We start from the raw sequence: 23,586 nt of genomic DNA, 5'->3' as shown, positions 1-23,586 counted from the left end.
CGGACGAGTCCCGACCGTGACCGCATCGGAACCGGCCAGGACCAAACGTCCGGCGCCGCCCGGGCGTCGAAGGAGCGTCAGCGGAATCGAACCCCGGGGGAAGCCCTCATGCGCACACGACGACCCGCACGCCATCCCGCACCGACTCTGGCCGCCGTCCTGCTGGCCGCGGCCCTCGCGCTCACCGGATGCAGCGGCGCGGGCGAGGACTCCGCCGGCAGCTCCGCCGACCACGGAGTCGCCGCGCCGCAGGCCGACGAGAAGGCGGGCGACACGTCCGGCGTGCAGGAGGCCGCGCCCGGCGCCGCCGGAAGCGGAGCCCGGGCGACCGCGCCGCCGAAGCTCACCGCGAACCACATCATCCGCACCGCCTCGCTGACCGTGCGGGTCAAGGACGTCCCCAAGGCCCTGGACGAGGCCCGTACCGGCACCGAGAACGCGGGCGGCTACGTCGGCAACGAGACCACCACCCGGGACGAGGACGGCCACGAGCGGACCCGGGTCGTGCTGCGCGTGCCCGTCGAGAAGTACGACGAGGTCCTCGCGGAGCTGGAGGGCGCCGGAAAGCTCCTCGACCGCAGCGCCAAGGCCGAGGACGTCACCGACCAGGTCGTGGACGTGGAGAGCCGGATCAAGTCGCAGCGCGCGAGCGTGGCCCGGATCCGCGAGCTGATGGACCAGGCCACCAAGCTCAGTGACGTGGTGACCCTGGAGGGCGAGCTGAGCACCCGCCAGGCCGACCTGGAGGCGCTGCTCGCCCGCCAGACGTCCCTGAAGGACCGCACGAGCCTGGCCACCATCACCCTCTCGCTGTCCGAGACCCCGGCGAAGAAGAAGGAGGCGAAGGACGACGACCCGGGCTTCGTGGACGCGCTCGCGGGCGGCTGGAACGCGTTCGTGACGATGCTGCGCTGGCTCGCGGTGGCCCTCGGCGCGGTCCTGCCGTTCGCCGCGGTGGCGGCCCTGATCACGCTGCTGTGGCTGCGTGTCGTGCGCCCCCGCCTCCCGCGCCGCCCGCGGCCCGCGTCGCCCGCGATGAGCGCGCTGGGCCCGCTGCCGACGGCCCGCCCGGCCCCGGAGTCCGGGCAGCCGCGCACGCCCGGCGAGCAGGACTGAAATGCCCGGCTCCCGTAGCGTGTTCGCATGAGCATGAACCGTACGCGCGGTACACGGGAGCGACTGGTCGTGATCGGCGGCGACGCCGCGGGGATGTCCGCGGCGTCGCAGGCACGACGTCTGAACAAGCCCGACGAGCTGGAGATCGTGGCGTTCGAGCGCGGCAACTTCACGTCGTACTCGGCCTGCGGCATCCCCTACTGGGTGGGCGGCGACGTCCCCGACCGGGACCGGCTCATCGCCCGCACCCCCGAGGAACACCGCGCGCGGGACATCGATCTGCGGCTGCGCACCGAGGTCACCGAACTCGACCCCGACGGACAGCGGGTACGCGCGCGTGACGTCGGCTCCGGCGCCGAGGCCTGGACGTCGTACGACAAACTCGTGATCGCGACCGGCGCCCGGCCGATCCGGCCCGACCTGCCCGGGGTCGACGCGCCCGGGGTGCACGGGGTGCAGACGCTGGACGACGGCCAGGCTCTGCTCGACACGCTGGCACGCACGCGTGGCCGCCGGGCGGTGGTCGTGGGGGCCGGCTACATCGGCGTGGAGATGGCCGAGGCGCTCATCAACCGCGGCTACGAGGTGACGGTCGTCAACCGCGGCAGCGAGCCCATGTCGACCCTGGACCCCGACATGGGCCGCCTGGTGCACGAGGCCATGGAGGGCCTGGGCATCAGGATGGTGAACGACTCCGAGGTCACGGAGATCCTGACGGGGGAGGACGGCCGGGTACGCGCGGTGGCCACGAAGGACCGCGACTTCCCGGCGGACGTCGTCGTGCTCGGCATCGGGGTACGCCCCGAGACGACGCTCGCGAAGGCGGCCGGCCTCCCGCTCGGCACGCACCACGGTCTGCTCACCGACCGATCGATGCGGGTGCGCGGGTACGAGAACATCTGGGCCGGCGGCGACTGCGTCGAGGTCCTCGACCTGGTCTCCGGCCAGCAACGGCACATCCCGCTCGGCACCCACGCCAACAAGCACGGCCAGGTCATCGGCACCAACGCCGGCGGCGGCTACGCCACGTTCCCGGGCGTGGTCGGCACGGCGGTCAGCAAGGTCTGCGACCTGGAGATCGCGCGCACGGGACTGCGCGAGAAGGACGCCCAGCGCGTGGGCCTGCGCTTCGAGACGGTCACCATCGAGTCGACGAGCCGTGCCGGCTACTACCCGAACTCCTCCCCCATGACGGTCAAGATGCTCGCCGAACACCGCACGGGCCGCCTCCTCGGCGTCCAGATCGTGGGCAGGGAGGGCGCGGGCAAGCGCGTCGACATCGCGGCCGTCGCGCTCACGGCGGGCATGACGGCAGAACAGATGACGACCCTGGACCTCGGCTACGCCCCACCCTTCTCCCCCGTCTGGGACCCGGTCCTGGTAGCGGCCCGCAAGGCGGCGGCAAGGGTCCGCGAGACTTCATAGTCTTTTCAGGGGCGCGGGGAACTGCGCAAGTTTTTAGGGGCGCGGGGAACTGCGCGAGCAACCACAGCGCGCCCGCACCCGGCGACGCACCCGCACCCCTACGGCGAAGCCCTACGCGGTCCCGGCCGTCCCGTTGATCCGGTCAATGGCCTGCCGCGCCTGCTCCGCCGGCGGCCGAGACGGCAAGGACGACACCGACGCCGAAGCCGTCACCGCCGGCGGCTGCTCCCCCGCCGGCTTCGCGTGCGCTGCGGCCCGCGACGAACGCAGCCGATGGCTCACCGCCTCCTCCAGCGTCACGGGCCGCCGCATCTGGGACGCCAGCCGCCCGGCCTCCTGGCCGAGACGCGCCACGTCCTCCCACGGCAGCCGCACCACCAGCGTGAGCTCCGCCTCGCCGTCGGGCAGTGCGTGCATCGCGGGAGTAACTCGGTCGTTCATCGCCTGTTCCTCACGTCGGCCCCGCGACCCGCCTTCCCCGCGCCGCGGGCGGTTGCCGACACATACGCACGCCCCCGGGGCAGCGTTCACCGGGCTCGGCGATTGCCGCGTTCTCGGGTTCACGGGTTCACGGGTTCACGGGCAGCAGCAGCACATAGCGAAGTTCCTGCCGGTACGCGGGAAGCAGCACCTGCGAGGTGACGGTGAGGGTCTCCGGACAGACGTGGGGCAGGCGCAGTTCGTAGCGGTGGCCGTGCCGGTAGGCGAGCACCTTGGGGCTCTGGTCCCAGAGGTCGCGGCACACAGGGTCGTCGAGGACGGCGTCGCGCAGCGCGCCGAGGTCGGCGTCGTCGGGACGGGTCACCAGCGCGAAACGCAGCAGGGCGAGGTACTGCGCGGCGTGCGGGCGCCAGTCCACGATCTGCTCGCGGGCCTCGGCCGTGGTCAGTGCCCAGCGCATCAGATTGGCACCGGGCTCCCGGACCCAGGGGAACCAGCGGGCCATGGCCGCGTTGTGGTCGAGGAGGTTCCACGTCTGGTCGGTGAGGTAGGTGGGGAAGCCGGTCTGCGCCGAGGCGAGTTCGGCGAGGGCGTCGGGGACCTCGTCCGGGTCCTCGCCCCCGGCCGGCTGCCCGCCGGCACCGCCGAGGGCATGCCCGTACAGAGCCATGCGTTCGTCGGGGCCGAGCAGCAGGGCGCGGGAAAGGCGCTCGAGTATTTCGCCGGAAAGCGGGGCGTGCAGCCCGGTTTCTAGATTCCGATACCAGCGTTCGCTGACACCCATACGCTCTGCAACCTCTATTTGAGGTAAGGGTCTTCCTCTGTTCATTTTGTTTCCCGCGTCGACGCGCCAGGCGCGCAGCAGATCGGGCAGTGAAGAAACAGACTGGACATGACGTGACACCGCTCGGAAACACTCCCTCTGCGTATTGCCGGGGGAACACACCGTAACAAGGGCTGGGGTGGCATGCGAAGCTTCCGGCAAAAAGCTGCCGGTTGACGCATCTTGTCGACCGCTGACAGCATCGCCGACGTAGGGCACTCACGCATTCCCCACGGAATGCATCCGAGTGCTATTCGACCGTCAAACAATTCGCATTCCACACCCATGCGCACGCGTTCACGCCAGGATTTCCTCGCTGTCTGGCCGCGCTGTCTGAACGCCTATCCGAACGCAAGGAGTACGCATGACCGTCTCCACCGCCGAACCCGGCACGCTCACCGGTTCGCTCCTCCTCGGCGACAGCCGCAGCCTGCACCGCGTGGCCGAGGATCTCGCCCGGGGCATGAGGGTGGCCCAGCCTTTACGGGACACCCTCGCCAACCGGCAACTGGCGAAGACCCTTTCGTCGTGGAACTCCTCTCCGGGAGATCCCGACCTGTTCGTCGCCTCCCTCTTCCCCGAGCCGGGGCCGGTTTCGAACGTCCCCTTCCTGCCCAAGGAACGGCTCCTGTCACCGCGTGAGAAGAGCGCCGCCTCCGACGCCTTCGCACGGGTGCTGGAGAGCTGCGAGTTCACGAGCGGTTCCGCCGTCACGGCCTTCGAGGACGCCGTCGCCGGCCATGCCGGGCTGTCCTGCGCCGTCGCGACCGGCAGCGGGACGGACGCGCTCACCATCGCCCTGCGCGCCGTGGGCGTCGAGCCGGGCGACGAGGTGATCCTGCCGGCCAACAGCTTCGCCGCCACCGAGAACGCGGTGTTCGCCTGCGGTGCCGTACCCGTACTCGCCGATGTGACCACGCCGGACGGCAACCTGGACCCCGGGTCGGTGGCGGAGCAGATCACCCCGCGCACCGTGGCGCTGCTCCCGGTCCATCTGTACGGCAAGCTCGCCGACATGGCCGGACTGCGGGCCGTCGCCGACCGGCACGGGCTGCGGATCGTCGAGGACGCCTGCCAGGCGATCGGGGTGACCGGCGTCGGCCGGTACTCCGACGCGGCGGCCCTCAGCTTCAACCCGTACAAGAACGTCGGGCTGTGCGGGAAGGCCGGTGCCGTGGTCACCGGCTCGGCCGAGATCGCCGAGCGCTGCCGGGTGCTCGGCTACCACGGCTTCGCGCCGGGCCGGAAGAACGTCAAGTCCGAGGCGTTCGGGCTCAACTCGCGCATCGACAACACCATGGCCGCGATCGGCCTGGCCCTGCTGCCCTGGACCGGTCTGCGCGGGCTGCGGCGTACGTATCTGGCCCGGCGCTACGTCGAGGCGCTGCGGCCGCTGGCCGAGGAGGGTGTGATCGAGACGCCCGCCTTCGCTCCCGACCACTCCTGGCATCTGTTCCCCGTCCTCGTGCCCGGCGGTGCGGCGGCCCGGGACGCGCTGCTGGAGCGGCTGGCGCGGCCGGGCCGGGTGGAGACGGACGTCTACTACCCGGTCCTGACGCACCGGCAGGAGACACCGGTGCGCGAACGGTTCTTCGGGCAGGCGCATCTGCCGCGGACCGAGTGGCTGCACGACCGGGTGCTGCATCTGCCGCTGCACGCGGGGCTTTCCCTCGGCGAGCAGGACCGCGTGGTCGAGGCCCTGTACGCGGCGACGCGCCGGGCGGCGGCATGACCGGCACCCTGCCGTTCCAGGCCGACGGCGGCCCGGACCTCGGTCCGCCGCCCCGTCTGCGCCTGCCGGACCCGGTGGGCTGGGCCGCGTTCTCCGACTTCGACGAGACGTACCTGGCCCATGCCGCGACCCCCGCGCAACGCGCCCACCTGGCCGCGCTGGAGGAGTTCCTGCTGACCGAGGCAGTCGGGCACGGTCTGCTGTTCGGCTGGGTCACCGGCAGCTCGCTGTCCTCCGTGCGGGAGAAGATGGCGCGCTGCGGCGCCCGCGTCCTGCCGCACTTCGTGGCCGGTGCGCTCGGCACCGAGCTGACGTTCTTCCCCGACGGCGTCGCCCGTCCCGACCCCGAGTGGCGGCAGCTGCTGCGGGACAGCGGGTTCGACCGGGACCGGGTGGAGACGGCCGTGGAGCGGCTCGCCCGGCACGGGACCGAGCTGTTCCCGCAGCACGACCCGCACACCGGGAACCCCACCGAGTTCCTGGTCAACTACTACTTCCGCTCCCTCGGCGACCCGCGGCGCGACGAGCGGAGCCTGGACCTCGTGCGCGACGTCGCCCACGAGTACGGCCTCGGGCTCAACATCAGCCGCTGCAACCCGGCCACCGGGGACCCGGCCGACTGCTACGACGTCGACTTCCTCCCGCCGGTGTGCGGCAAGCGCAACGTCGTCCGGCATCTGTGCGCCCGCTACGGCGTCGCACCGGAGCGCACCCTCGCGTTCGGCGACAGCGGCAACGACCTGGAGATGCTGGGCGCCGTGCGCCACGGCTACCTCGTCGCCAACTGCACACCCGAGGCCAGGAGCCGCTTCACGCGGGTGTCGCCGCACCCCCACGCCCAGGCCCTCCTCACCGCCTTCCGTCACCACCTCGGCCACTGAACCGCTCCCCGGCCCGCTGCGTCCGGGCCGCTGGACCGTCCCTGAGAGAGGCAGAACATGCAGTTAGGAATCATCGGCGCCGGCGGCATCGCCCTCGCCCACCTGCGCGCCGCCGAGACCGTCCCCGGCGTCGTACCGGCCGGCGTGTACGACGTGCTGCCCGACAAGGCGACGGAGCTGGCCGAGCGCTTCGGCTGCCCCGTCTTCTCCTCGACGACCGAGCTGTACCGGCATGTCGGCGCGGTCGTCATCGCCTCGCCCAACCACACGCACGCCGACTACGCCGAGGAGGCCGTCCGGCACGGCAGGCACGTGCTGTGCGAGAAGCCGATGACGACGACGGTCGCGGAGGCCGAGCGCATCACCGCGCTGGCCGAGGAGAGCGGCCTGGTCTGCGCCATGGGCTTCAACTACCGCTATCTGGAGGCCATCGGCGAGATCAGGAACCTGGTGCGGAGCGGGGAGCTGGGCTCCATCCTCTTCGCGGAGGCCGCCTTCCGGCGCGGCAGCGCCCTGACCCGCTCCCGTTTCACCTGGCGGGACAGCGCGCTGGGCCGTTCCACCAGCGGCTCCCTCGGCGACCTGGGCGTGCATCTGGTCGACATGCTGGACCGGCTCTTCGACAGCCCGGTCGACAGCACGAGCTGCCGCACCAAGCTCCAGGTCAACGTGCCGCAGAAGGAGGGCCAGGACGTCCAGGTCGACGACTACGCCTTCGTCAGCGGCCGTCTGGAGAACGGCACCTTCTTCAACCTGGTCACCTCCAAGTCCTCGCTGCCGGAGGAACTCGGCTTCTCGCTGAAGATCATCGGCGATCGCAAGGAGCTGTACTACCACTCCAAGGACGACACGACGTACTTCCTGAAGTCCCGTGTCACCTGGGAGCAGGGCACGTTCGCCCGTGAGGAGACGCTCACCTCGCCGCCCGGTGAGGTGCCCGGATGGAGCGACACGTTCCGGCACCAGTTGCGGGAATGGCGCGACGCGGTCTCCGCGCAGGACACCGCCGGCGCGCGCGGCGCCGGCAGCGCGCTGGCCCGCTTCGGCGACGGGCTGCGCAGCCAGCGGGTGCTGGAGCGCCTGCTAGCCGGCGACGAGCAGGACGCGCTGGCCGCCGCGGTGCCCTCGTGACACCGCGCGACGCACAGGGCGGGGGCACCCGCCGGCTCGGGGGTATCGCGAGGAAGAGGAACGTCTCTTGACCGGGACCTCGACGCGGGCCGCGCCGCACGACACCGCTGTGGCGCGGCCCCTGTTCAGCCCGTTCGCCGTCGTCGCCTCGTGCGTGGGCTTCGCCCTGATCGGGGCCCTGCAGGCGCTGTACGGTCCGGCGATCCCCGCGTTCCGCACGGAGTTCGGCCTGTCGCCGGCCGCCGCCGGGCTGAGCCTGAGCGCTCACTTCGTCGGCGGTGTGGCCGGTGTGCTGCTGCTCAACCGGGTGCACGGGCGGCTGGGCAACAGAACGCTGCTGTCCGCCTCGTACGCGCTGATGGCGCTCGGTGGGGCCGGCTTCGCGCTGGCCTCCGCCTGGCCGTGGGCGCTGGCCTGCGCGCTGCTGACCGGGGTGGGCTTCGGCGGCATCGACTACGGACTCAACCAGCTGTTCTCGGTGGGGTTCGGCCGCCGCAGCCCGGCGATGCTCAACATCATCGGCGCGGCATACGGCCTGGGTGCCGTGGGCGGTCCCGCGCTCCTGGGGCTGCTGGGCCCGGGCGAGTACCCGGCGGTCTTCGCCGGGTTCGCCGCACTGTCCGCCGTACTGGTCCTGGCGCAGCGCGGCGTCCGCGAGGGCGGGGAGGCGCCCGCCCCGCCGCCCGCCGCGGACGCCGATGCCCCGGGGCCCGGGTTGCGGGCGTCGGCTGCCCTGGTCGTCTCGGTCTTCATCGCGCTGTACGTCCTGATGGTGGCGGTGGAGACCGGGGTCGGCGGCTGGGAGCCGACGCATCTGGAGTCCGTCGGGCACGACGCGGCGACCGCGGCCACGGCGACCTCGGCCTTCTGGCTGATGGTGACCGTGGGGCGGCTGCTGGTCGCACCGCTGACGCTGCGCTGGTCGGTTCAGACCATCATGGTGGTCAGTTCCGTCGGCATGGTGGTCTGCCTCCTGCTGGCCCTGATCCCGGCGGCAGCCCCCTACGCGTACGCCGGTGTCGGCCTGTTCCACGCGCCGATCTTCCCCACGGGGCTGCCGTGGCTGTCCCGGGCGGTGCCGCGGGCGCGGCGGGCGGGGGCCTACGTCATCGCCGCCTCGATGATCGGCGGGGTCGCGGCCGGGCCGGTGCTGGGCAAGGGCATCGAACTGGCCGGTGTGGACGCCGTACCGGTGCTGCTGGCCCTGCCCGCCGCGGGCTGCCTGGCGGCCACCTGGTGGCTGATCCGGGCGACCCGCGCGGGTACGTGAGGTCCGGGTCTGGCCGGCCCGCGCGGGTGGCTGAGGCCAGGCTCTGGCCGGCCCGCGCGGGTGGCTGAGGTCCGGGTCGGGTCAGCGCCCGGTGTGCGTGTGGACGTACTCCACGAGCCGCGTCAGCGCGTCCGGGTCGGTGGACGGCATGACGCCGTGGCCGAGGTTGAAGACATGGCCCTCCAGGCCCGCCGCCGCGTCCAGGACCTCCCGGGTCTTCGCCTCGACGGCCTCCGTCGGGGCGAACAGCACGGTCGGGTCGAGATTGCCCTGGAGCGCCTTGCCGGGGCCGACGCGGCGGACGGCCTCGTCCAGCGGGACGCGCCAGTCGACGCCGACGACGTCCGCGCCGGCCTCGCCCATGAGGCCCAGCAACTCGCCGGTGCCGACACCGAAGTGGATGCGCGGGACGCCGTAGCCGGCCACGGCCTCGAAGACCTTCGCCGAGGCGGGCAGCACCGAACGCCGGTAGTCGACGGGGGCCAGGGCGCCGGCCCAGGAGTCGAACAGCTGGACCGCGGAGGCGCCCGCCTCGATCTGCACCTTGAGGAAGGCGGTCGTGATGTCCGCGAGGCGGTCGAGCAGGTCGGCCCAGAGCTCGGGGTCGCCGTACATCATCGCCTTGGCGTTCTCGTACGTGCGGGACGGACCGCCCTCGACGAGGTAGCTGGCGAGGGTGAACGGGGCGCCGGCGAAGCCGATGAGGGGCGTGGCGCCGAGCTCGCGCGTCAGCAGGCCGATGGCCTCGGTGACGTAGGAGACGTCCTCGGGGGTCAGGTCGCGCAGCTGCGCGAGGTCCGCCCGGGTACGGATCGGGCGCTCGACGACCGGGCCGACGCCGGGCTTGATGTCGAGGTCGACGCCGATGGCCTTGAGCGGGACGACGATGTCGCTGAAGTAGATCGCCGCGTCCACGTCGTGCCGGCGCACCGGCTGGAGCGTGATCTCGGTGACCAGTTCCGGCCGCATGCAGGACTCGAGCATCGGAACGCCCTCGCGGACCTTGCGGTACTCCGGCAGTGAGCGCCCGGCCTGCCGCATGAACCACACCGGAGTGTGCGGCACGGGCTCGCGCCGGCAGGCCTTGAGGAAGGCTGAGTCGTACGTGGCGGACGGCTGCTGGGCCCGGGGGGCGTCGTTGGCACTCACGGGGCCAAGTTTCGCACGCCGTCAAGGAGCGCGATTCAGCCCCTGGAGCGGTGCGGGGTGTCTAGCCCGGCACCCGGGGCCCGGTCCCCGTAACCTTCCCGCATGGCTGCGGCTCAGGGACGACTGTCGGACGACGCTGGCGGAACGGACGAAGCGAAGGACACCGAGAACGACCGGAGGGAGGCGGACACCGCCCCGCTGCCCTTCCGGTCCGCCGTCGACGCGCTCAGGACGGCGCGGCTGCGGCCCCAGATCGAGATCGAGCCGACGCGCCCGCCGCAGCGGCTCGCCCCCTACACCTACGCGCTGGAGGCGGCGGTCGTCGACGGCGACCAGGACCTGGCCGACGGCCGGCTGGTGCTGCTGCACGACCCCGCGGGGCACGAGGCCTGGCGGGGCACGTTCCGGCTGGTGACGCTGGTGCGCGCGGAGCTGGAGCCGGAGATGGCGGCGGACCCGCTGCTGCCGGAGGTGTGCTGGTCCTGGCTGACCGGCGCGCTCCAGGCGCGCGGGCTGGCGTGCGGTGAGCCGAGCGGCACCGTCACGCGCGCGAGTTCGCACTACTTCGGCGGTCTGTCCGCGCGCCCGGCCGCCTCGCAGATCGAGATCCGCGCGTCGTGGACGCCGCGCGAGGGCATGGGCGGGGTTCCGGACACGGCCGGGCACCTGGCGGCCTGGTGCGATCTGCTCGCCCAGGTCGCGGGACTGCCGCCGGCCGGTCCTGGCGACGCGTCGGTGGTGACCCTGCCGCAGCGGCGGGGGCCCCAGTCCCGCTGACCCCGGGCCCGCTGACTCCAGGCCCCCCGTGGCCTCTGGCCCGCTGAACGACCCCTGACCGCCCCGCACTGATCGACCTTGTGCGGGGCGGTCAGCCATGTCCGGTCGACGATCACACCCGCGTCCCCCTCTTGGCCGAATCACTTTGTCGATACGGCCACTTTCGACCGCGTAACGACGCAGAGCGAAACCGTTCGACCTTCGAATGATCGACCGCGTGTCCGAATTGCACGGATTGTTATCACCGAATCGTGATCATTCTCTAAAGGCGGACGGGTTCGGTGCCGAAGACGACTGTGACCTTGAAAGCACGGTTCGTCCCGGCTTCATCCCCACGAGCCGGCCCCGTCCCGCACCCCAGGAGGCCTGGTGTCCGTTCTCCTCGAGCAGCCCGCAAGCCTGGTCGCCTACCGCCCGAACAAGCCGACCGCCATGGTGGTCGTGGCCGACCCGCGCGTCCGCTCCACCGTCACCCGCCATCTGTGGGCGCTCGGTGTGCGCGATGTCATCGAGGCCTCGTCCATCGCGGAGGCTCGTCCCCGCATCGGCAACCCCCGCGACATCTGCGTCGCCGACGTCCACCTGCCGGACGGCTCCGGCCTCACCCTGCTGTCGGAGACCCGCGCGGCGGGCTGGCCCAACGGCCTCGCCCTCTCCGCCGCCGACGACATCGCCGCCGTGCGCAACGCGCTCGCCGGCGGAGTGAAGGGTTACGTCGTCACCGGCACCCGTACCAACGTCGGGCTCCCCACCCGGCCGGGCGCCGCCCCCATCGGCGCCGCCGCCGCGCGGCTGCACCGCCGCCCCCCGGGTGCCCCGAGTCACCCGGGCGGCTACCGCGAACTGTCCGGCCGTGAGGTCGAGGTGCTGCGACTGGTCGCGGAGGGCCAGTCGAACAAGGCAATCGGCGTCTCGATGGGCCTGTCCGCACTGACCGTCAAGAGCCACCTCGCCCGCATCGCCCGCAAGCTCGGCACGGGCGACCGCGCCGGCATGGTGGCGGTGGCGCTGCGGACCGGGATCATCCACTGATCCACTCCACCATGACCCTTTGTGATCATTCACTCACGTGAACGGGATCGGCCGCCGGTCCCCTTCACCTCATGCGCGGCTCGCGAACCCCGTACTTCCCCGACGTGACTGGTTTGCGACCCTCGGGCGCCCGCCGACGGAACGTTCCGTCGGCGGGCGCTGTCCATACATGGATACCCTTGACATGTGACCGACGCCCACGACACCGCAGCAGACAGCTCACTGCGAACCACCGGAGGCGCCCCTCCGGACGACGGCGGATCTTCTGCTACGGAGGCGCCGACCCCCTTGCTCGAGCCGCGCGAGGGCATTCCGCCCGTGATCGCGGACGAGACCGCCCTGGCCCGGGTGATCGCCGCCTTCGAGGCGGGCACCGGCCCGGTCGCCGTCGACGCCGAGCGGGCGTCCGGCTACCGCTACGGCCAGCGCGCCTATCTGGTGCAGCTGCGCCGCGAGGGCGCCGGCTCGGCTCTGATCGACCCCGTGGCCTGCCCCGACCTGTCCGCCCTGGGCGACGCCCTCTCCGGCGTCGAGTGGGTGCTGCACGCCGCCACCCAGGACCTGCCCTGTCTGCGCGAGATAGGCATGGTGCCGACGCGGCTCTTCGACACCGAGCTGGCCGGGCGGCTCGCCGGCTTCCCCCGGGTCGGCCTCGGCGCGATGGTCGAGGGCGTGCTCGGTTTCGTCCTGGAGAAGGGACACTCCGCGGTCGACTGGTCCACCCGGCCGCTGCCCGAGCCCTGGCTGCGGTACGCGGCGCTGGACGTCGAGCTGCTCGTGGACCTGCGTGACGCGCTGGAGAAGGAGCTGGACCGGCAGGGCAAGCTGGAGTGGGCCCGCCAGGAGTTCGACGCGATCGCCTCGGCCCCGCCGCCGGAGCCGCGCAAGGACCCGTGGCGTCGTACGTCGGGCATGCACAAGGTGCGCCGGCGGCGGCAGCTGGCCGTCGTACGGGAGCTGTGGCAGACCCGGGACCGGATCGCGCAGCGGCGGGACGTCTCGCCCGGCAAGGTGCTCGGGGACGCGGCCATCGTGGAGGCCGCGCTGGCCCTTCCCGCCAACGTGCACGCGCTCGCCGCGCTGAACGGTTTCGGACACCGGACGGGCAAGCGGCAGCTGGAGCAGTGGCAGGCGGCCGTGGACCGGGCGAAGGCGCTGACCGAGGCGCAGTTGCCGCAGCCGGGGCAGCAGGTGGCGGGGCCGCCGCCGCCGCGGGCCTGGGCCGACAAGGATCCCGTCGCCGCGGCGCGGTTGTCGGCGGCCCGGGCCAAGATCTCGGCCCTGGCCGAGCAGGTCAACATGCCGCAGGAGAATCTGATCACGCCGGACACGGTGCGGCGGGTTTGCTGGGAGCCGCCGACGGTTGTGGATGCCGAGTCTGTGGAGGCGGCCCTCGCCGGGTACGGGGCGCGGCCGTGGCAGGTCGAGCAGGTGACTCCCGTGCTGGTGGAGGCGCTGGCCGTCAAGGAGGCCTAGCCGCCGTAGCGGTTTTCGTCGTACGGCGGCTGCGGGCCTGTTGTGGTTGTTCGCGCAGTTCCCCGCGCCCCTGAAAGAAGGGCGTCTACTTCGTTGCGCCTCGAGTGAAGCCGTTGTAGATGAACCTCTGCAGGAGCAGGAAGACGATCAGGGTGGGGGCGATGACCAGGATCGCGCCTGCCGAGATGGTCTCCCAGTGGGCGCCGAACGGGCCCTTGAAGCGGAACAGGGACGTCGAGATCACGCCAAGATCTTCGGAGGGCATATAGAGGAAGGGGATGTAGAAGTCGTTGTAGACGTTGATCCCCTTCACGATCACGACTGTCGCGATCGCCGGTTTCAGGAGCGGGAAGATGATCTTCCGGTAGATCGTGAAGGCGTTGGCGCCGTCCAGCCGGGCCGACTCGTCGAGCGAGACCGGGATCGATCGTACGAACTGCAGGAAGATGTAGATCGAGACGATGTCCGTGCCCATGTAGAGCGCGATCGGCGCCCAGAGGCTGTCGAACATGCCGAAGCTGTTGACGATCTGGAAGGTGGCCACCTGGGTGGTCACCCCGGGGACCAGCGCGGCGACCAGGAACAGGGCCAGGACCAGCTTGCGGAAGCGGAACCGGAAGCGGTCGATGGCGTACGCCGTCATCGAGCCGATCAGGATCGTGCCCCCGACGGCGACGACCAGGACGATCGCCGTGTTGGCGAACGCCGAGAGCATCCGGCCGTCCTGGAACGCCGTCACGTAGTTGGAGAAGTTGAGCGGGTCGTCGGGCAGCGTGAGCGCGCCGCTGTCGTCCGCCATCTCCCCGGAGGTCTTCAGCGAGGTCAGGAAGACCACGGCCAGCGGCAGGAACACGACCAGTGTCGCGAGGACCAGGGACAGGTACACCAGGGCCCGGGCCACCGTACGGCGCGTCATACGAGGTCCACCTTGTCGTCCGGGACGAGGCGCCGCTGCACCCAGGTCACCGCCAGGATGATCAGCAGCAGTACGACGGCCGCCGCCGAGGCGAGGCCCGTCTTGTTGAACTGGAAGGCCAGCTTCACGGTCTGGATCACAAAGGTCTCGGTGCCGGTCGCGCCGCCGGTCATGATGTACGGGATCTCGAAGACCGACAGCGACCCGGAGACGGAAAGGATCACCGAGAGGCTCAGCACGGGCCGGATGCCGGGCGCGATGATGTGGCGGAACTGCTGCCAGCGGTTCGCCCCGTCGATCTCGGCCGCCTCGTACAACTCCCCCGGGATGGACTGGATCGCCCCGAGGAACAGGACGAAGTTCAGGCCCATGTACCGCCAGACCGAGACGCCGGCGAGGGAGACGTTGGCCGAGGTGGGGGTGCCGAGCCAGGCGCGGTCGCCGTCGTAGCCGACGAGGCTCAGGATCGCGTCCAGGGTGCCGCCGTCCTGGAAGAAGTACAGGAACACGAAACCGATGGCGACGCCGTTGATCAGGTACGGGAAGAAGAGCACGCCCTTGAAGAAGTTGCGGAAGCGGACGTTGAAGCTCAGGACGGTCGCGAAGTAGAGGGCGGCGGCGATCTGCACCACGGACGCGGCGAGGTAGTACCCGCTGACGAAGAACACCTCGAACAGCTCGGAGCGGGTGAAGAGTTCGGCGTAGTTCTCGGCGCCCGTGTAACGCAGCTCGGGGCTGACGCCGTCCCAGTCGGTGAAGCTGTACGCGACCATGTTGACGATCGGCGCGTAGGTGAACGTGATCAGCAGGACGAGCGGGGCGAGGAGGAACAGCCAGGGCGTCACGCCCCGCCACCGCCGGGTGGACCGGGCCATCAGGACCCCAGGTTCCGCTGTGCCTCGGTCCACTTGTCGCCGAGTCCGGCGAGGAAGTCGTCCAGGCCGCCCTTGCGCGCACCGCGGGCGAGATCGACGAGGTCCTGGCGGTAGTCGGGCTTGTAGATGCCGACCTCGGACTGGTTGTCGATGGACTTGACCTCGGCGCCCTTGGTGTCGTCGATGTCGAGGAGCTTCACGCCGGCCTCCTCGTAGGGCTTCAGGACGTCGGGCAGCGGAGCGTCCTTGAGGGGCGACAGGGCGAGGTTGGCGTCCGCGTAGCCGGACTTGTCGGTGAACCAGTCGATCCAGGCGCGGGCGGCGGCCTTGTGGTCGGAGTTGACGTTGACGGCCTGCTGGTAGTCGGGGGACGTCACCGCGCAGAACGTGCCGTCCTTCTGTGCGGGGAAGGGCATGAAGCCGATGTCCGCCGGGTCGGTGCCGGCCTGCTTCGCCGCGGCCCGCATCTGCACGATCGCCCAGGAGCCGAGCCACATCGTGGCGATCTCGCCCTTGGCCAGCTTGGGCTTGGACGCCTCCCAGTTGGTGGTCGTCGGGTCCTTCTCGATCAGGTCCGACTTCACGATGTCGTGGAGCAGCGTGTCACCGACCCGCAGATCGGCGCCGTCGGCCCACGGGTCGCCCTCGGCCAGACGCGTGGTGGCCCCGGTGTCGCAGCCGACCGAGCCGTTGACGTTCGTCCACTGGGTCAGCGGCCACATGTCCTTGAAGTTGGTGTAGTACGGGACCGCCTCGGACTTGGCCTTGATCGCCTTGAGGCCGTCGAGGAACTGGGCCGGGGTGGTGGGCCAGTCGGTGACGCCGGCCGCGCTCCAGACCTTCTTGTTGTAGACGAAGCCGGGGACCACGCCGATCGGGCTCTGCCCGTAGACCTTGCCCTTGACGGAGGAGTAGTCGGTGAAGCGGTACTTCTTGCTCCGCTCTGCCTGGGTGCCCAGCGAGGCGAAGAACTTCGGGTAGTCCTTCTTCTCGATCACGGCCGGGATCATGAGGACGTCGCCGTAGTTCTCGGTGTTCATACGGATCTTGACCTCACCCTCGTAGTCGGTGAGGCCCTCGAACTCGACCTTCACCTTGGGATAGGTCCTGTTGAACTCGGCGGCGTACTTCTTCATCGTCCCGTCCTGCACGAGGTCGGTCCGGTGAGTGAGGACGGTGATGTTCCCGCTGACCTTGCCGGGATCGTCGGGCGCCTCGGCATCCGCGCCCTGGGAGGTGCCTCCGGTACCGGTGCAGCCCGAGGCGAGCAGGGCGGCGCCCACGGCGAGGGCGAGGACGGTACGGCGGTTCATGTGCATCAGCTCCGTTCGCGGAGGAGAACTCGGGACGGAAGAGCACGTGCGGTATGGCTGGTTCGGCACTCTGACAGCGCTTTCCTCAACCGGTAAAGTCCCATTCCCGCCAACGCTGCGAAACCTGGACTCGACTCTTCACTGGACCGGTTAAGGGAGTGCGCATGCTGGAGGCCACACCGCTCGGCGACGGATGGATCCTGCGGCACGAGTCGGACACACTGCCGGCCTCCGTGCCGGGCTGCGTGCACACCGACCTGATGGCGGCCGGGGTGATCCCGGATCCGTTCCTGGGCCAGGGCGAGTCCGAGGTGGCGTGGGTGGGGCGCCGGGACTGGACGTACGAGCGGAAGCTCGGGGTCTCGTCCGCCCCATCCGTGTCGTTCGCGCAGGAGCAGACCGACCTGGTCTTCGACGGGCTCGACACCGTCGCCGAGATCTCCCTGGACGGTCGGCCGCTGGGCACCGTGCGGAACATGCACCGCTCGTACCGCTTCGATGTGACGGGACTGTCCGGGCTGCTGTCGGTGCGGTTCGTCTCCGCCTACGCCGAGGCCGAGGCCGTGCGGGGACGTCTGGGCGAACGGCCCGCCGCGTACGCCGAGCCCTACCAGTACGTCCGCAAGATGGCCTGCTCCTTCGGCTGGGACTGGGGGCCGACCCTGGTCACGGCCGGGATCTGGCGGCCGGTGCGCCTGGAGCACTGGTCGACGGCCCGGATCGCCCGGGTGCGTCCGCTGGTCACCGTCGAGGAGGGCGTGGGGGTCGTCGAACTGGCCGTCGACGTCGAGCGGACCCGGGTGGAGGTGCCGCTGGCCGTGGAGGCGACGGTGGGCGGGGTGCGGGCCCGCGCGGAGCTGGACGGGGCACACGGGGTGGTACGGCTGCGGGTACCGGACGCGGAGCTGTGGTGGCCGCGCGGGTATGGCGAACAGCCGCTGTACGACGTCGAGTTGAGGTTGTTGGGCGAGGGCGGCGCCCTCGACGTGTGGCGGCGCAGGATCGGCTTCCGGACCGTCGAACTCGACCGGCGGCCCGACGCGCACGGCACCGGGTTCACCCTCGTCGTCAACGGGGAGCGGCTCTTCGCACGCGGCGTCAACTGGATCCCCGACGACGTCTTCCCGTCCCGCGTCACCCGCGAGCGCTACCGCGAGCGGCTGGAGCAGGCCGCCGGAGCGGGCGTGGACCTCGTAAGGATCTGGGGCGGCGGGCTCTACGAGAGCGAGGACTTCTACGACGCCTGCGACGAACTCGGGCTGCTGGTCTGGCAGGACTTCCCGTTCGCGTGCGCGGCCTACCCGGAGGAGCAGCCGCTGCGCGGCGAGGTGGAGGCCGAGGCGCGGGAGAACGTCGTACGGCTGATGCCGCATCCGTCGTTGGTGCTGTGGAACGGCAACAACGAGAACCTGTGGGGCTTCCGGGACTGGGAGTGGGAGCCGAGGCTGGCCGGGGACTCCTGGGGCGAGGGCTACTACCTGGGCGTGCTGCCGCGGGTGGTGGCCGAGTTGGACCCGACCCGGCCGTACACGGCGGGCAGTCCCTGGTCGGGGTCCTGGCGGCACCATCCGAACGACCCGGCGCACGGCACACATCACTCGTGGGAGGTGTGGAACCGGGAGGACTACGCCGACTACCGGCTGAGCGTGCCGCGGTTCGTCGCCGAGTTCGGCTGGCAGGCGCCGCCCGCGTACGCCACCCTGCGCCGGGCACTGCCCGGGGAAGCGCTCGCGCCGGACTCCCCCGGCATGCTGCACCACCAGAAGGCCGACGACGGCAACGGCAAGCTGGAGCGCGGACTGGCCCGGCATTTCGCCGTGCCGGAGGGGAATTTCGACCGCTGGCACTATCTGACGCAGGTCAACCAGGCGCGTGCCGTCGCCGCCGGGATCGAGCACTGGCGCTCGCACTGGCCGGTGTGCGCGGGCACGGTCGTCTGGCAGCTCAACGACTGCTGGCCGGTGACCTCGTGGGCGGCGATCGACGGCGACGGGCGTGAGAAGCCGCTGTACCACGAGCTGAAGCGGCTGTACGCGGACCGGTTGCTGACGCTCCGGGAAGGTGACGGCGGGCTGGTGCTGGCCGCCGTGAACCAGGGGGCGGAGGAGTGGAGGGGGACGCTGTCCCTGCGCCGGATGTCCGTCGAGGGCGAGGTGCTGGGGCAGGCGGATGTGGAACTGGCGGCCGGGAGGCGGGCCGTGAGCCGGGTCGGTGTCCCGCGCGAGCTGACGCCCGTCGGGCCGAAGGAGTTCCTGGTGGCGGACGCGGACGCGGACGGGGACGCGGACGGCCTGCGGGCGCTGCACTTCCCGGTACCGGACCGCGAAGTCCCTTACCCCGCACCGCGATTCGAGGTCGCGCTCGCCCCGGGCGGTATCACCGTGACCGCCCGCACCCTGGTCCGGGACCTGCTGCTCCAGGCCGACCGGCTGGATCCGGCGGCCCGGGCCGACCGGGGGCTGGTCACGCTGCTGCCGGGCGAAGAGGTGACCATCGGGGTACGCGGCTGGCAGACCCCGGACGCCCGGAGTGCTCGTTCGGCCCTGTACTGCGTGGAGCCCACCCGATGACGGCGACGCCCGCCCCCCGCGTCACCATCAAGGACGTCGCCGCGCGTGCCGGTGTGTCCAAGGGTGCCGTGTCGCTCGCCTTCAACCACAAGCCGGGCCTGTCGGAGGCGACCCGGGATCGGATCTTCCGGGCCGCGCGGGAGCTGGGCTGGACGCCGAACCTCACGGCGCGGACGCTGGCCGGTTCGCGGGTGGACGTGGTGGGTCTCGCAGTGTGCAGGCCGGCGCGGGTGCTGGGGCTCGAGCCCTGGTACATGGAGTTCGTCTCGGGTGTCGAGAGCGTGCTGGCCGAGCACTCCTGCTCCCTGCTGCTGCGGCTCGTACGGAACATGGACGAGGAGGTAGGGGTCCAGGAGGCGTGGTGGCGGGGGCGGCAGGTCGGCGGGTCGATCCTGGTCGACTTCCGCGCCGACGATCCCCGGGTGGGCCTGGTGGAGCGGCTCGGGCTGCCGGTGGTCGCGGTCGGGCATCCCTCGCTGACAGGGGGGCTCACCTCGGTGTGGACGGACGACGCCACGGCCGTGACGGAGGCGGTGCGCTATCTGGCGGCGCTCGGGCACCGGCGGATCGCCCGGGTCGGCGGGGCGGCGGCCCTCGGGCACACGGCCATCCGGACGGCGGCGTTCGACGAGGCGGCGGGGGCGCTGGCGCTGGCCGGGGCGTGGCAGGTCGCGACGGACTTCTCGGGGGACGCGGGGGCACGGGCGACCCGGTGCCTGCTGACGGCCGCGCCGCCGGACCGGCCGACGGCGATCGTGTACGACAACGACATCATGGCGGTGGCGGGGCTGTCGGTGGCGGCGGAGATGGGGCTGCGGGTGCCGGACGACGTGTCGCTGCTGGCGTGGGACGACTCGCAGCTGTGCCGGCTGACGCATCCGACGCTTTCGGCTATGAGCCATGACGTGCACGGTTTTGGAGCGGACGTGGCGAGGACACTGTTCTCGGTGATCACCGGGGGTGAGGGTGGGTCCCATCCTGTGCCGACACCGGTGCTGACGCCTCGGGGATCCACAGCGCCGCCTCGGTGAGCGCCGTACGGGGGTGCAGGCCGTGCCGGGTTGCTCGCGCAGTTCCCCGCGCCCCTGAAAGCAGGGCGCTGCCCTCATCGGGTGTGACCTTCGCCGCTCCGCCTGTCAGGACTGTGCAGGTACGTTACCCGTAAGTAGCATGGGCCTGAGCGCGCGCTCAGCGCATCTCGCAGCAGCAAGGCAGTTCCGGACCCTGGAGGAGAGCCATCGTGCCTCGTACCGTCAGGGACGTCGTCTTCGTCGACGGCGTCCGCACCCCGTTCGGCAAGGCGGGACCGAAGGGCATCTACCACGAGACCCGTGCCGACGACCTCGTCGTGAAGGCGATCCGGGAGCTGCTGCGCCGCAACCCCGGTCTCGACCCGAAGAAGATCGACGAGGTCGCCATCGCCGCGACCACGCAGATCGGTGACCAGGGCCTGACCATCGGCCGCACGGCCGGAATCCTGGCCGGTCTCCCGCAGTCCGTCCCGGGCTACTCCATCGACCGCATGTGCGCGGGCGCCCTGACCGCCGTCACCGCCGTGGCCGGTTCGGTGGCCTTCGGTGCGTACGACGTCGCCATCGCCGGCGGTGTCGAGCACATGGGCCGCCACCCCATGGGCGAGGGCGTCGACCCGAACCCGCGGTTCGTGAGCGAGAAGCTGGTCGACGAGTCGGCCCTGTTCATGGGCATGACCGCGGAGAACCTGCACGACCGCTACCCGCAGATCACCAAGCAGCGCGCCGACGAGTACGCCGTGCGCTCCCAGGAGAAGGCCGCCAAGGCGTACGCCGACGGCAAGATCCAGGCCGACCTGGTGCCGATCTCGGTACGCCGCACCTCCCCCGAGGCCGGTGAGACGGGCTGGGGCCTGGTCACCGCCGACGAGCCGATGCGCCCGGGCACGACCCTGGAGAACCTCTCCGGCCTCAAGACCCCGTTCCGTGTGCACGGCCGGGTCACCGCCGGTAACGCGGCCGGTCTGAACGACGGCGCCACCGCCTCGGTCATCGCCTCCGAGGAGTTCGCACGGGAGAACGACCTCCCCGTGAAGATGCGCCTGGTCTCCTACTCCTTCGTGGGCGTCGAGCCGGAGGTCATGGGCTACGGCCCGATCCCGGCCACGGAGAAGGCGCTGGCCCAGGCCGGCCTGTCGATCTCCGACATCGGCCTGTTCGAGATCAACGAGGCCTTCGCCGTCCAGGTCCTGGCCTTCCTGGACCACTACGGCATCGCCGACGACGACGCTCGCGTCAACCAGTACGGCGGCGCCATCGCCTTCGGCCACCCGCTGGCCTCCTCCGGCGTCCGTCTGATGACGCAGCTGGCCCGGCAGTTCGAGGAGCAGCCGCACGTCCGCTACGGCCTGACCACCATGTGCGTCGGCTTCGGCATGGGCGCGACGGTCATCTGGGAGAACCCGCACTTCGAGGGGGACAAGTGAGCACCACCGCCGAGCTTCTCAAGCAGGCTTCCGAGCTGTTCCCGGACGAGGTCGTCACGAGTGCGCACGTACGCCACTTCGACCTTCCCCTCGGTGCCGGGCGCTTCGCCCTGATCACCCTGGACAACGGCCACGACCACACCAAGCCGACTACCTTCGGCCCGGCCTCGCTGGCGAACCTGAACGCCGCGATCGACCAGGTCGAGAAGGAGGCGGCGGACGGCGAGATCGTCGGCGTCGGCCTCACCGGCAAGCCGTTCATCTTCGCGGTCGGCGCCGACCTCAAGGGCGTGGAGATCCTCAAGGAGTACGAGCACGCCCTCGCCATCGGCAAGGGCGGCCACGAGGTCTTCAAGCGGCTGTCCAAGCTGGCCGTGCCGACCTTCGCGTACTACAACGGCGCCGCGATGGGCGGCGGTGTCGAGGTCGGTCTGCACTGCACCTACCGCACCGTCTCCGCGGCCCTGCCGGCGTTCTCGCTGCCCGAGGTCTTCCTCGGTCTGGTCCCGGGCTGGGGCGGCTGCGCCCTGCTGCCGAACCTGATCGGCCCGGAGAAGGCCGTCTCGGTGATCATCGAGAACAGCCTCAACCAGAACAAGCAGCTCAAGGGCAAACAGGTCTTCGAGCTCGGGATCGCCGACGCGATCTTCGAGGGCGCGGACTTCCTGGAGCAGTCGCTGATCTGGACCGCTGCCGTCCTCAAGGGCGAGATCGAGATCGAGCGCCCGGTGATCGACCGCGGCGAGGCCTGGGACCAGGCCGTCGCCAAGGGCCGTTTCATCGCGGACTCCAAGGTGCACGGCGCCGCCCCGGCCGCCTACCGCGCGCTGGACATCATCGCCGCCGCCAAGAACGGCGACCTCCAGCAGGGCTACGACGCCGAGGACAAGGCGCTCGCCGACCTGATCATGGGCGGTGAACTGCGCTCCGGCATCTACGCCTTCAACCTGGTGCAGAAGCGCGGCAAGCGCCCGGCCGGCGCCCCGGACAAGAGCCTGGCCCGCCCGGTCACCAAGGTCGGCGTGGTCGGCGCGGGCCTGATGGCCAGCCAGCTCGCCCTCCTCTTCCTGCGCCGCCTGGAGGTGCCGGTCGTGCTGACCGACATCGACCAGGAGCGCGTCGACAAGGGTGTGGGCTACGTCCACGCCGAGATCGAGAAGCTGCTCGGCAAGGGCCGCATCAACCAGGACAAGGCCAACCGCCTCAAGGCGCTGGTGACCGGTGTCCTGGACAAGGCCGAGGGCTTCGCGGACGCGGACTTCATCATCGAGGCCGTGTTCGAGGAGATCGGCGTCAAGCAGCAGGTGTTCGCGGAGGTCGAGGCGGTCGCCCCGGCGCACGCCATCTTCGCGACGAACACCTCCTCCCTCTCCGTCTCGGAGATGGCGTCGAAGCTGAAGAACCCCGAGCGGGTCGTGGGCTTCCACTTCTTCAACCCGGTCGCGGTCCTCCCGCTCCTGGAGATCGTGCGCGGCGAGAAGACCGACGACGCCTCCCTGGCCACGGCGTTCGCCGTCGCCAAGAAGCTGAAGAAGACCGCGGTCCTCACCAAGGACGCCCCGGCGTTCGTCGTGAACCGCATCCTGACGCGCTTCATGGGCGAGATCCAGAACGTCATCGACGAGGGCACCCCGGTCGCGGTCGCCGAGAAGGCCGTCGAGCCGCTCGGTCTGCCGATGTCGCCGCTGGTCCTGCTGGAGCTGGTCGGCCCCGCGATCGGTCTGCACGTCTCGGAGACCCTCAACAGGGCGTTCCCCGACCGCTTCACGGTCTCCCCGAACCTCGCGGCCGTCGTCAAGGCGGGCAAGCGCGGCTTCTACGTCTACGACTCCGGCAAGCCGGAGCTGGACCCCGAGGTCGCCGCGCTGCTGAAGCAGGGCGACAGCGTCCTGACGGAGGAGCAGGTCCGCACCCGCGTGCTGGACGCGGTGGCGCAGGAGATCGGCATCATGCTGGACGAGGGCGTCGTCGCCGAGGCGCAGGACATCGACCTGTGCCTCATCACGGGCGCCGGCTGGCCGTTCCACCTGGGCGGCATCACGCCGTACCTGGACCGCGAGGGCGTCTCCGAGCGGGTCAACGGCAAGAGGTTCCTCGCGCAGGGCGTGGCGAGCATCCCCGCGTAACGCGTAACCCCTGAGGGGGGTGGGGCGTACGGTAACAATCCGTGCACCCGCCCCCCTTTTTGTATGCACACACAG

19 protein-coding genes are annotated in these 23,586 nt (G+C 71.0%); 13 read left to right on the top strand and 6 right to left on the bottom strand.

Annotated elements, in window-relative coordinates; translation table 11 throughout:
* Positions 1 to 108: 108 nt before the first annotated feature.
* Entirely contained in the window at positions 109 to 1,116 is a 1,008-nt protein-coding gene (locus ACIBK5_RS21340; protein ID WP_399021450.1) for a DUF4349 domain-containing protein, read from the top strand.
* Between the two features lie 27 nt (positions 1,117 to 1,143).
* Positions 1,144 to 2,541 carry an FAD-dependent oxidoreductase gene (locus tag ACIBK5_RS21335; protein ID WP_399021449.1) on the top strand — a complete coding sequence of 466 codons (1,398 nt, stop codon included), beginning with the start codon at positions 1,144 to 1,146 and terminating at the stop codon, positions 2,539 to 2,541.
* 111 nt (positions 2,542 to 2,652) lie between these two features.
* Here the strand turns inward: ACIBK5_RS21335 and ACIBK5_RS21330 are convergent, their stop codons facing one another.
* Both ACIBK5_RS21330 and ACIBK5_RS21325 read right to left on the bottom strand, forming a co-directional pair.
* A complete protein-coding gene (locus tag ACIBK5_RS21330) occupies positions 2,653 to 2,982 on the bottom strand; it encodes a hypothetical protein (RefSeq protein ID WP_184589326.1) in 330 nt (109 codons plus the stop codon).
* A gap of 127 nt (positions 2,983 to 3,109) precedes the next feature.
* Positions 3,110 to 3,886 carry a helix-turn-helix domain-containing protein gene (locus ACIBK5_RS21325; protein WP_399021448.1) on the bottom strand — a complete coding sequence of 259 codons (777 nt, stop codon included), beginning with the start codon at positions 3,884 to 3,886 and terminating at the stop codon, positions 3,110 to 3,112.
* 283 nt (positions 3,887 to 4,169) lie between these two features.
* Between ACIBK5_RS21325 and ACIBK5_RS21320 the strand changes: the two genes are divergently transcribed.
* From ACIBK5_RS21320 to ACIBK5_RS21305, 4 genes are all read left to right on the top strand, one after another.
* The gene (locus tag ACIBK5_RS21320; protein WP_399021447.1) at positions 4,170 to 5,537 is read left to right on the top strand and encodes a DegT/DnrJ/EryC1/StrS family aminotransferase; all 1,368 of its coding nucleotides are present in this window, start codon (positions 4,170 to 4,172) and stop codon (positions 5,535 to 5,537) included.
* Positions 5,534 to 6,418: an HAD-IIB family hydrolase gene (locus tag ACIBK5_RS21315; protein WP_399021446.1), complete on the top strand. Its 885-nt coding sequence runs from the start codon at positions 5,534 to 5,536 to the stop codon at positions 6,416 to 6,418. Before ACIBK5_RS21320 ends, ACIBK5_RS21315 begins: the two co-directional genes overlap by 4 nt.
* A gap of 57 nt (positions 6,419 to 6,475) precedes the next feature.
* On the top strand, positions 6,476 to 7,549 hold the full coding sequence (locus tag ACIBK5_RS21310; RefSeq protein ID WP_399021445.1) for a Gfo/Idh/MocA family protein: 1,074 nt from the start codon (positions 6,476 to 6,478) through the stop codon (positions 7,547 to 7,549).
* A 67-nt stretch (positions 7,550 to 7,616) separates the two neighbouring features.
* A complete protein-coding gene (locus tag ACIBK5_RS21305) occupies positions 7,617 to 8,819 on the top strand; it encodes an MFS transporter (protein WP_399021444.1) in 1,203 nt (400 codons plus the stop codon).
* Positions 8,820 to 8,900: 81 nt separating this feature from the next.
* On the opposite strand, the gene hemE is transcribed toward ACIBK5_RS21305, so the two are convergent.
* Complete coding sequence (gene hemE, locus ACIBK5_RS21300) at positions 8,901 to 9,968, bottom strand: uroporphyrinogen decarboxylase (RefSeq protein WP_399021443.1); 1,068 nt, start codon at positions 9,966 to 9,968, stop codon at positions 8,901 to 8,903.
* Positions 9,969 to 10,070: 102 nt separating this feature from the next.
* On the opposite strand from hemE, the gene ACIBK5_RS21295 reads away from it, so the two are divergent.
* From ACIBK5_RS21295 to ACIBK5_RS21285, 3 genes are all read left to right on the top strand, one after another.
* On the top strand, positions 10,071 to 10,745 hold the full coding sequence (locus ACIBK5_RS21295; protein WP_399021442.1) for a DUF3000 domain-containing protein: 675 nt from the start codon (positions 10,071 to 10,073) through the stop codon (positions 10,743 to 10,745).
* A gap of 369 nt (positions 10,746 to 11,114) precedes the next feature.
* Positions 11,115 to 11,777 (top strand): response regulator transcription factor, encoded by a 663-nt coding sequence (locus tag ACIBK5_RS21290; protein ID WP_184589340.1) that lies wholly within the window; start codon positions 11,115 to 11,117, stop codon positions 11,775 to 11,777.
* Positions 11,778 to 11,963: 186 nt separating this feature from the next.
* Positions 11,964 to 13,253, top strand: a complete 1,290-nt coding sequence (locus ACIBK5_RS21285) for a ribonuclease D (protein WP_399021441.1) — start codon at positions 11,964 to 11,966, stop codon at positions 13,251 to 13,253.
* Between the two features lie 85 nt (positions 13,254 to 13,338).
* On the opposite strand, the gene ACIBK5_RS21280 is transcribed toward ACIBK5_RS21285, so the two are convergent.
* From ACIBK5_RS21280 to ACIBK5_RS21270, 3 genes are read right to left on the bottom strand one after another with little or no spacing between them, the layout of a single operon-like run.
* Positions 13,339 to 14,169 (bottom strand): carbohydrate ABC transporter permease, encoded by an 831-nt coding sequence (locus tag ACIBK5_RS21280; RefSeq protein ID WP_399021440.1) that lies wholly within the window; start codon positions 14,167 to 14,169, stop codon positions 13,339 to 13,341.
* Positions 14,166 to 15,044 (bottom strand): carbohydrate ABC transporter permease, encoded by an 879-nt coding sequence (locus ACIBK5_RS21275; RefSeq protein ID WP_399021439.1) that lies wholly within the window; start codon positions 15,042 to 15,044, stop codon positions 14,166 to 14,168. Before ACIBK5_RS21275 ends, ACIBK5_RS21280 begins: the two co-directional genes overlap by 4 nt.
* A complete protein-coding gene (locus ACIBK5_RS21270) occupies positions 15,044 to 16,357 on the bottom strand; it encodes an ABC transporter substrate-binding protein (protein WP_399021438.1) in 1,314 nt (437 codons plus the stop codon). The genes ACIBK5_RS21275 and ACIBK5_RS21270 overlap by 1 nt, the downstream gene beginning before the upstream one ends.
* Positions 16,358 to 16,521: 164 nt before the next feature.
* Between ACIBK5_RS21270 and ACIBK5_RS21265 the strand changes: the two genes are divergently transcribed.
* The 4 genes from ACIBK5_RS21265 (at position 16,522) to ACIBK5_RS21250 (ending at position 23,511) form a co-directional block, all read left to right on the top strand.
* The gene (locus ACIBK5_RS21265; protein WP_399021437.1) at positions 16,522 to 18,927 is read left to right on the top strand and encodes a glycoside hydrolase family 2 protein; all 2,406 of its coding nucleotides are present in this window, start codon (positions 16,522 to 16,524) and stop codon (positions 18,925 to 18,927) included.
* Positions 18,924 to 19,958 carry a LacI family DNA-binding transcriptional regulator gene (locus ACIBK5_RS21260; RefSeq protein WP_399021436.1) on the top strand — a complete coding sequence of 345 codons (1,035 nt, stop codon included), beginning with the start codon at positions 18,924 to 18,926 and terminating at the stop codon, positions 19,956 to 19,958. Before ACIBK5_RS21265 ends, ACIBK5_RS21260 begins: the two co-directional genes overlap by 4 nt.
* A gap of 209 nt (positions 19,959 to 20,167) precedes the next feature.
* Entirely contained in the window at positions 20,168 to 21,385 is a 1,218-nt protein-coding gene (locus ACIBK5_RS21255) for a thiolase family protein (protein ID WP_399021435.1), read from the top strand.
* Entirely contained in the window at positions 21,382 to 23,511 is a 2,130-nt protein-coding gene (locus ACIBK5_RS21250) for a 3-hydroxyacyl-CoA dehydrogenase NAD-binding domain-containing protein (protein WP_399021434.1), read from the top strand. The genes ACIBK5_RS21255 and ACIBK5_RS21250 overlap by 4 nt, the downstream gene beginning before the upstream one ends.
* Positions 23,512 to 23,586 lie beyond the last annotated feature (75 nt).

It is taken from the genome of Streptomyces sp. NPDC050546, assembly GCF_044457425.1.
Taxonomy (GTDB): Bacteria; Actinomycetota; Actinomycetes; order Streptomycetales; family Streptomycetaceae; genus Streptomyces.
The sequence above is the reverse complement of the archived record's forward strand: the minus strand, read 5'-3'. Positions and strand labels throughout refer to the sequence as shown.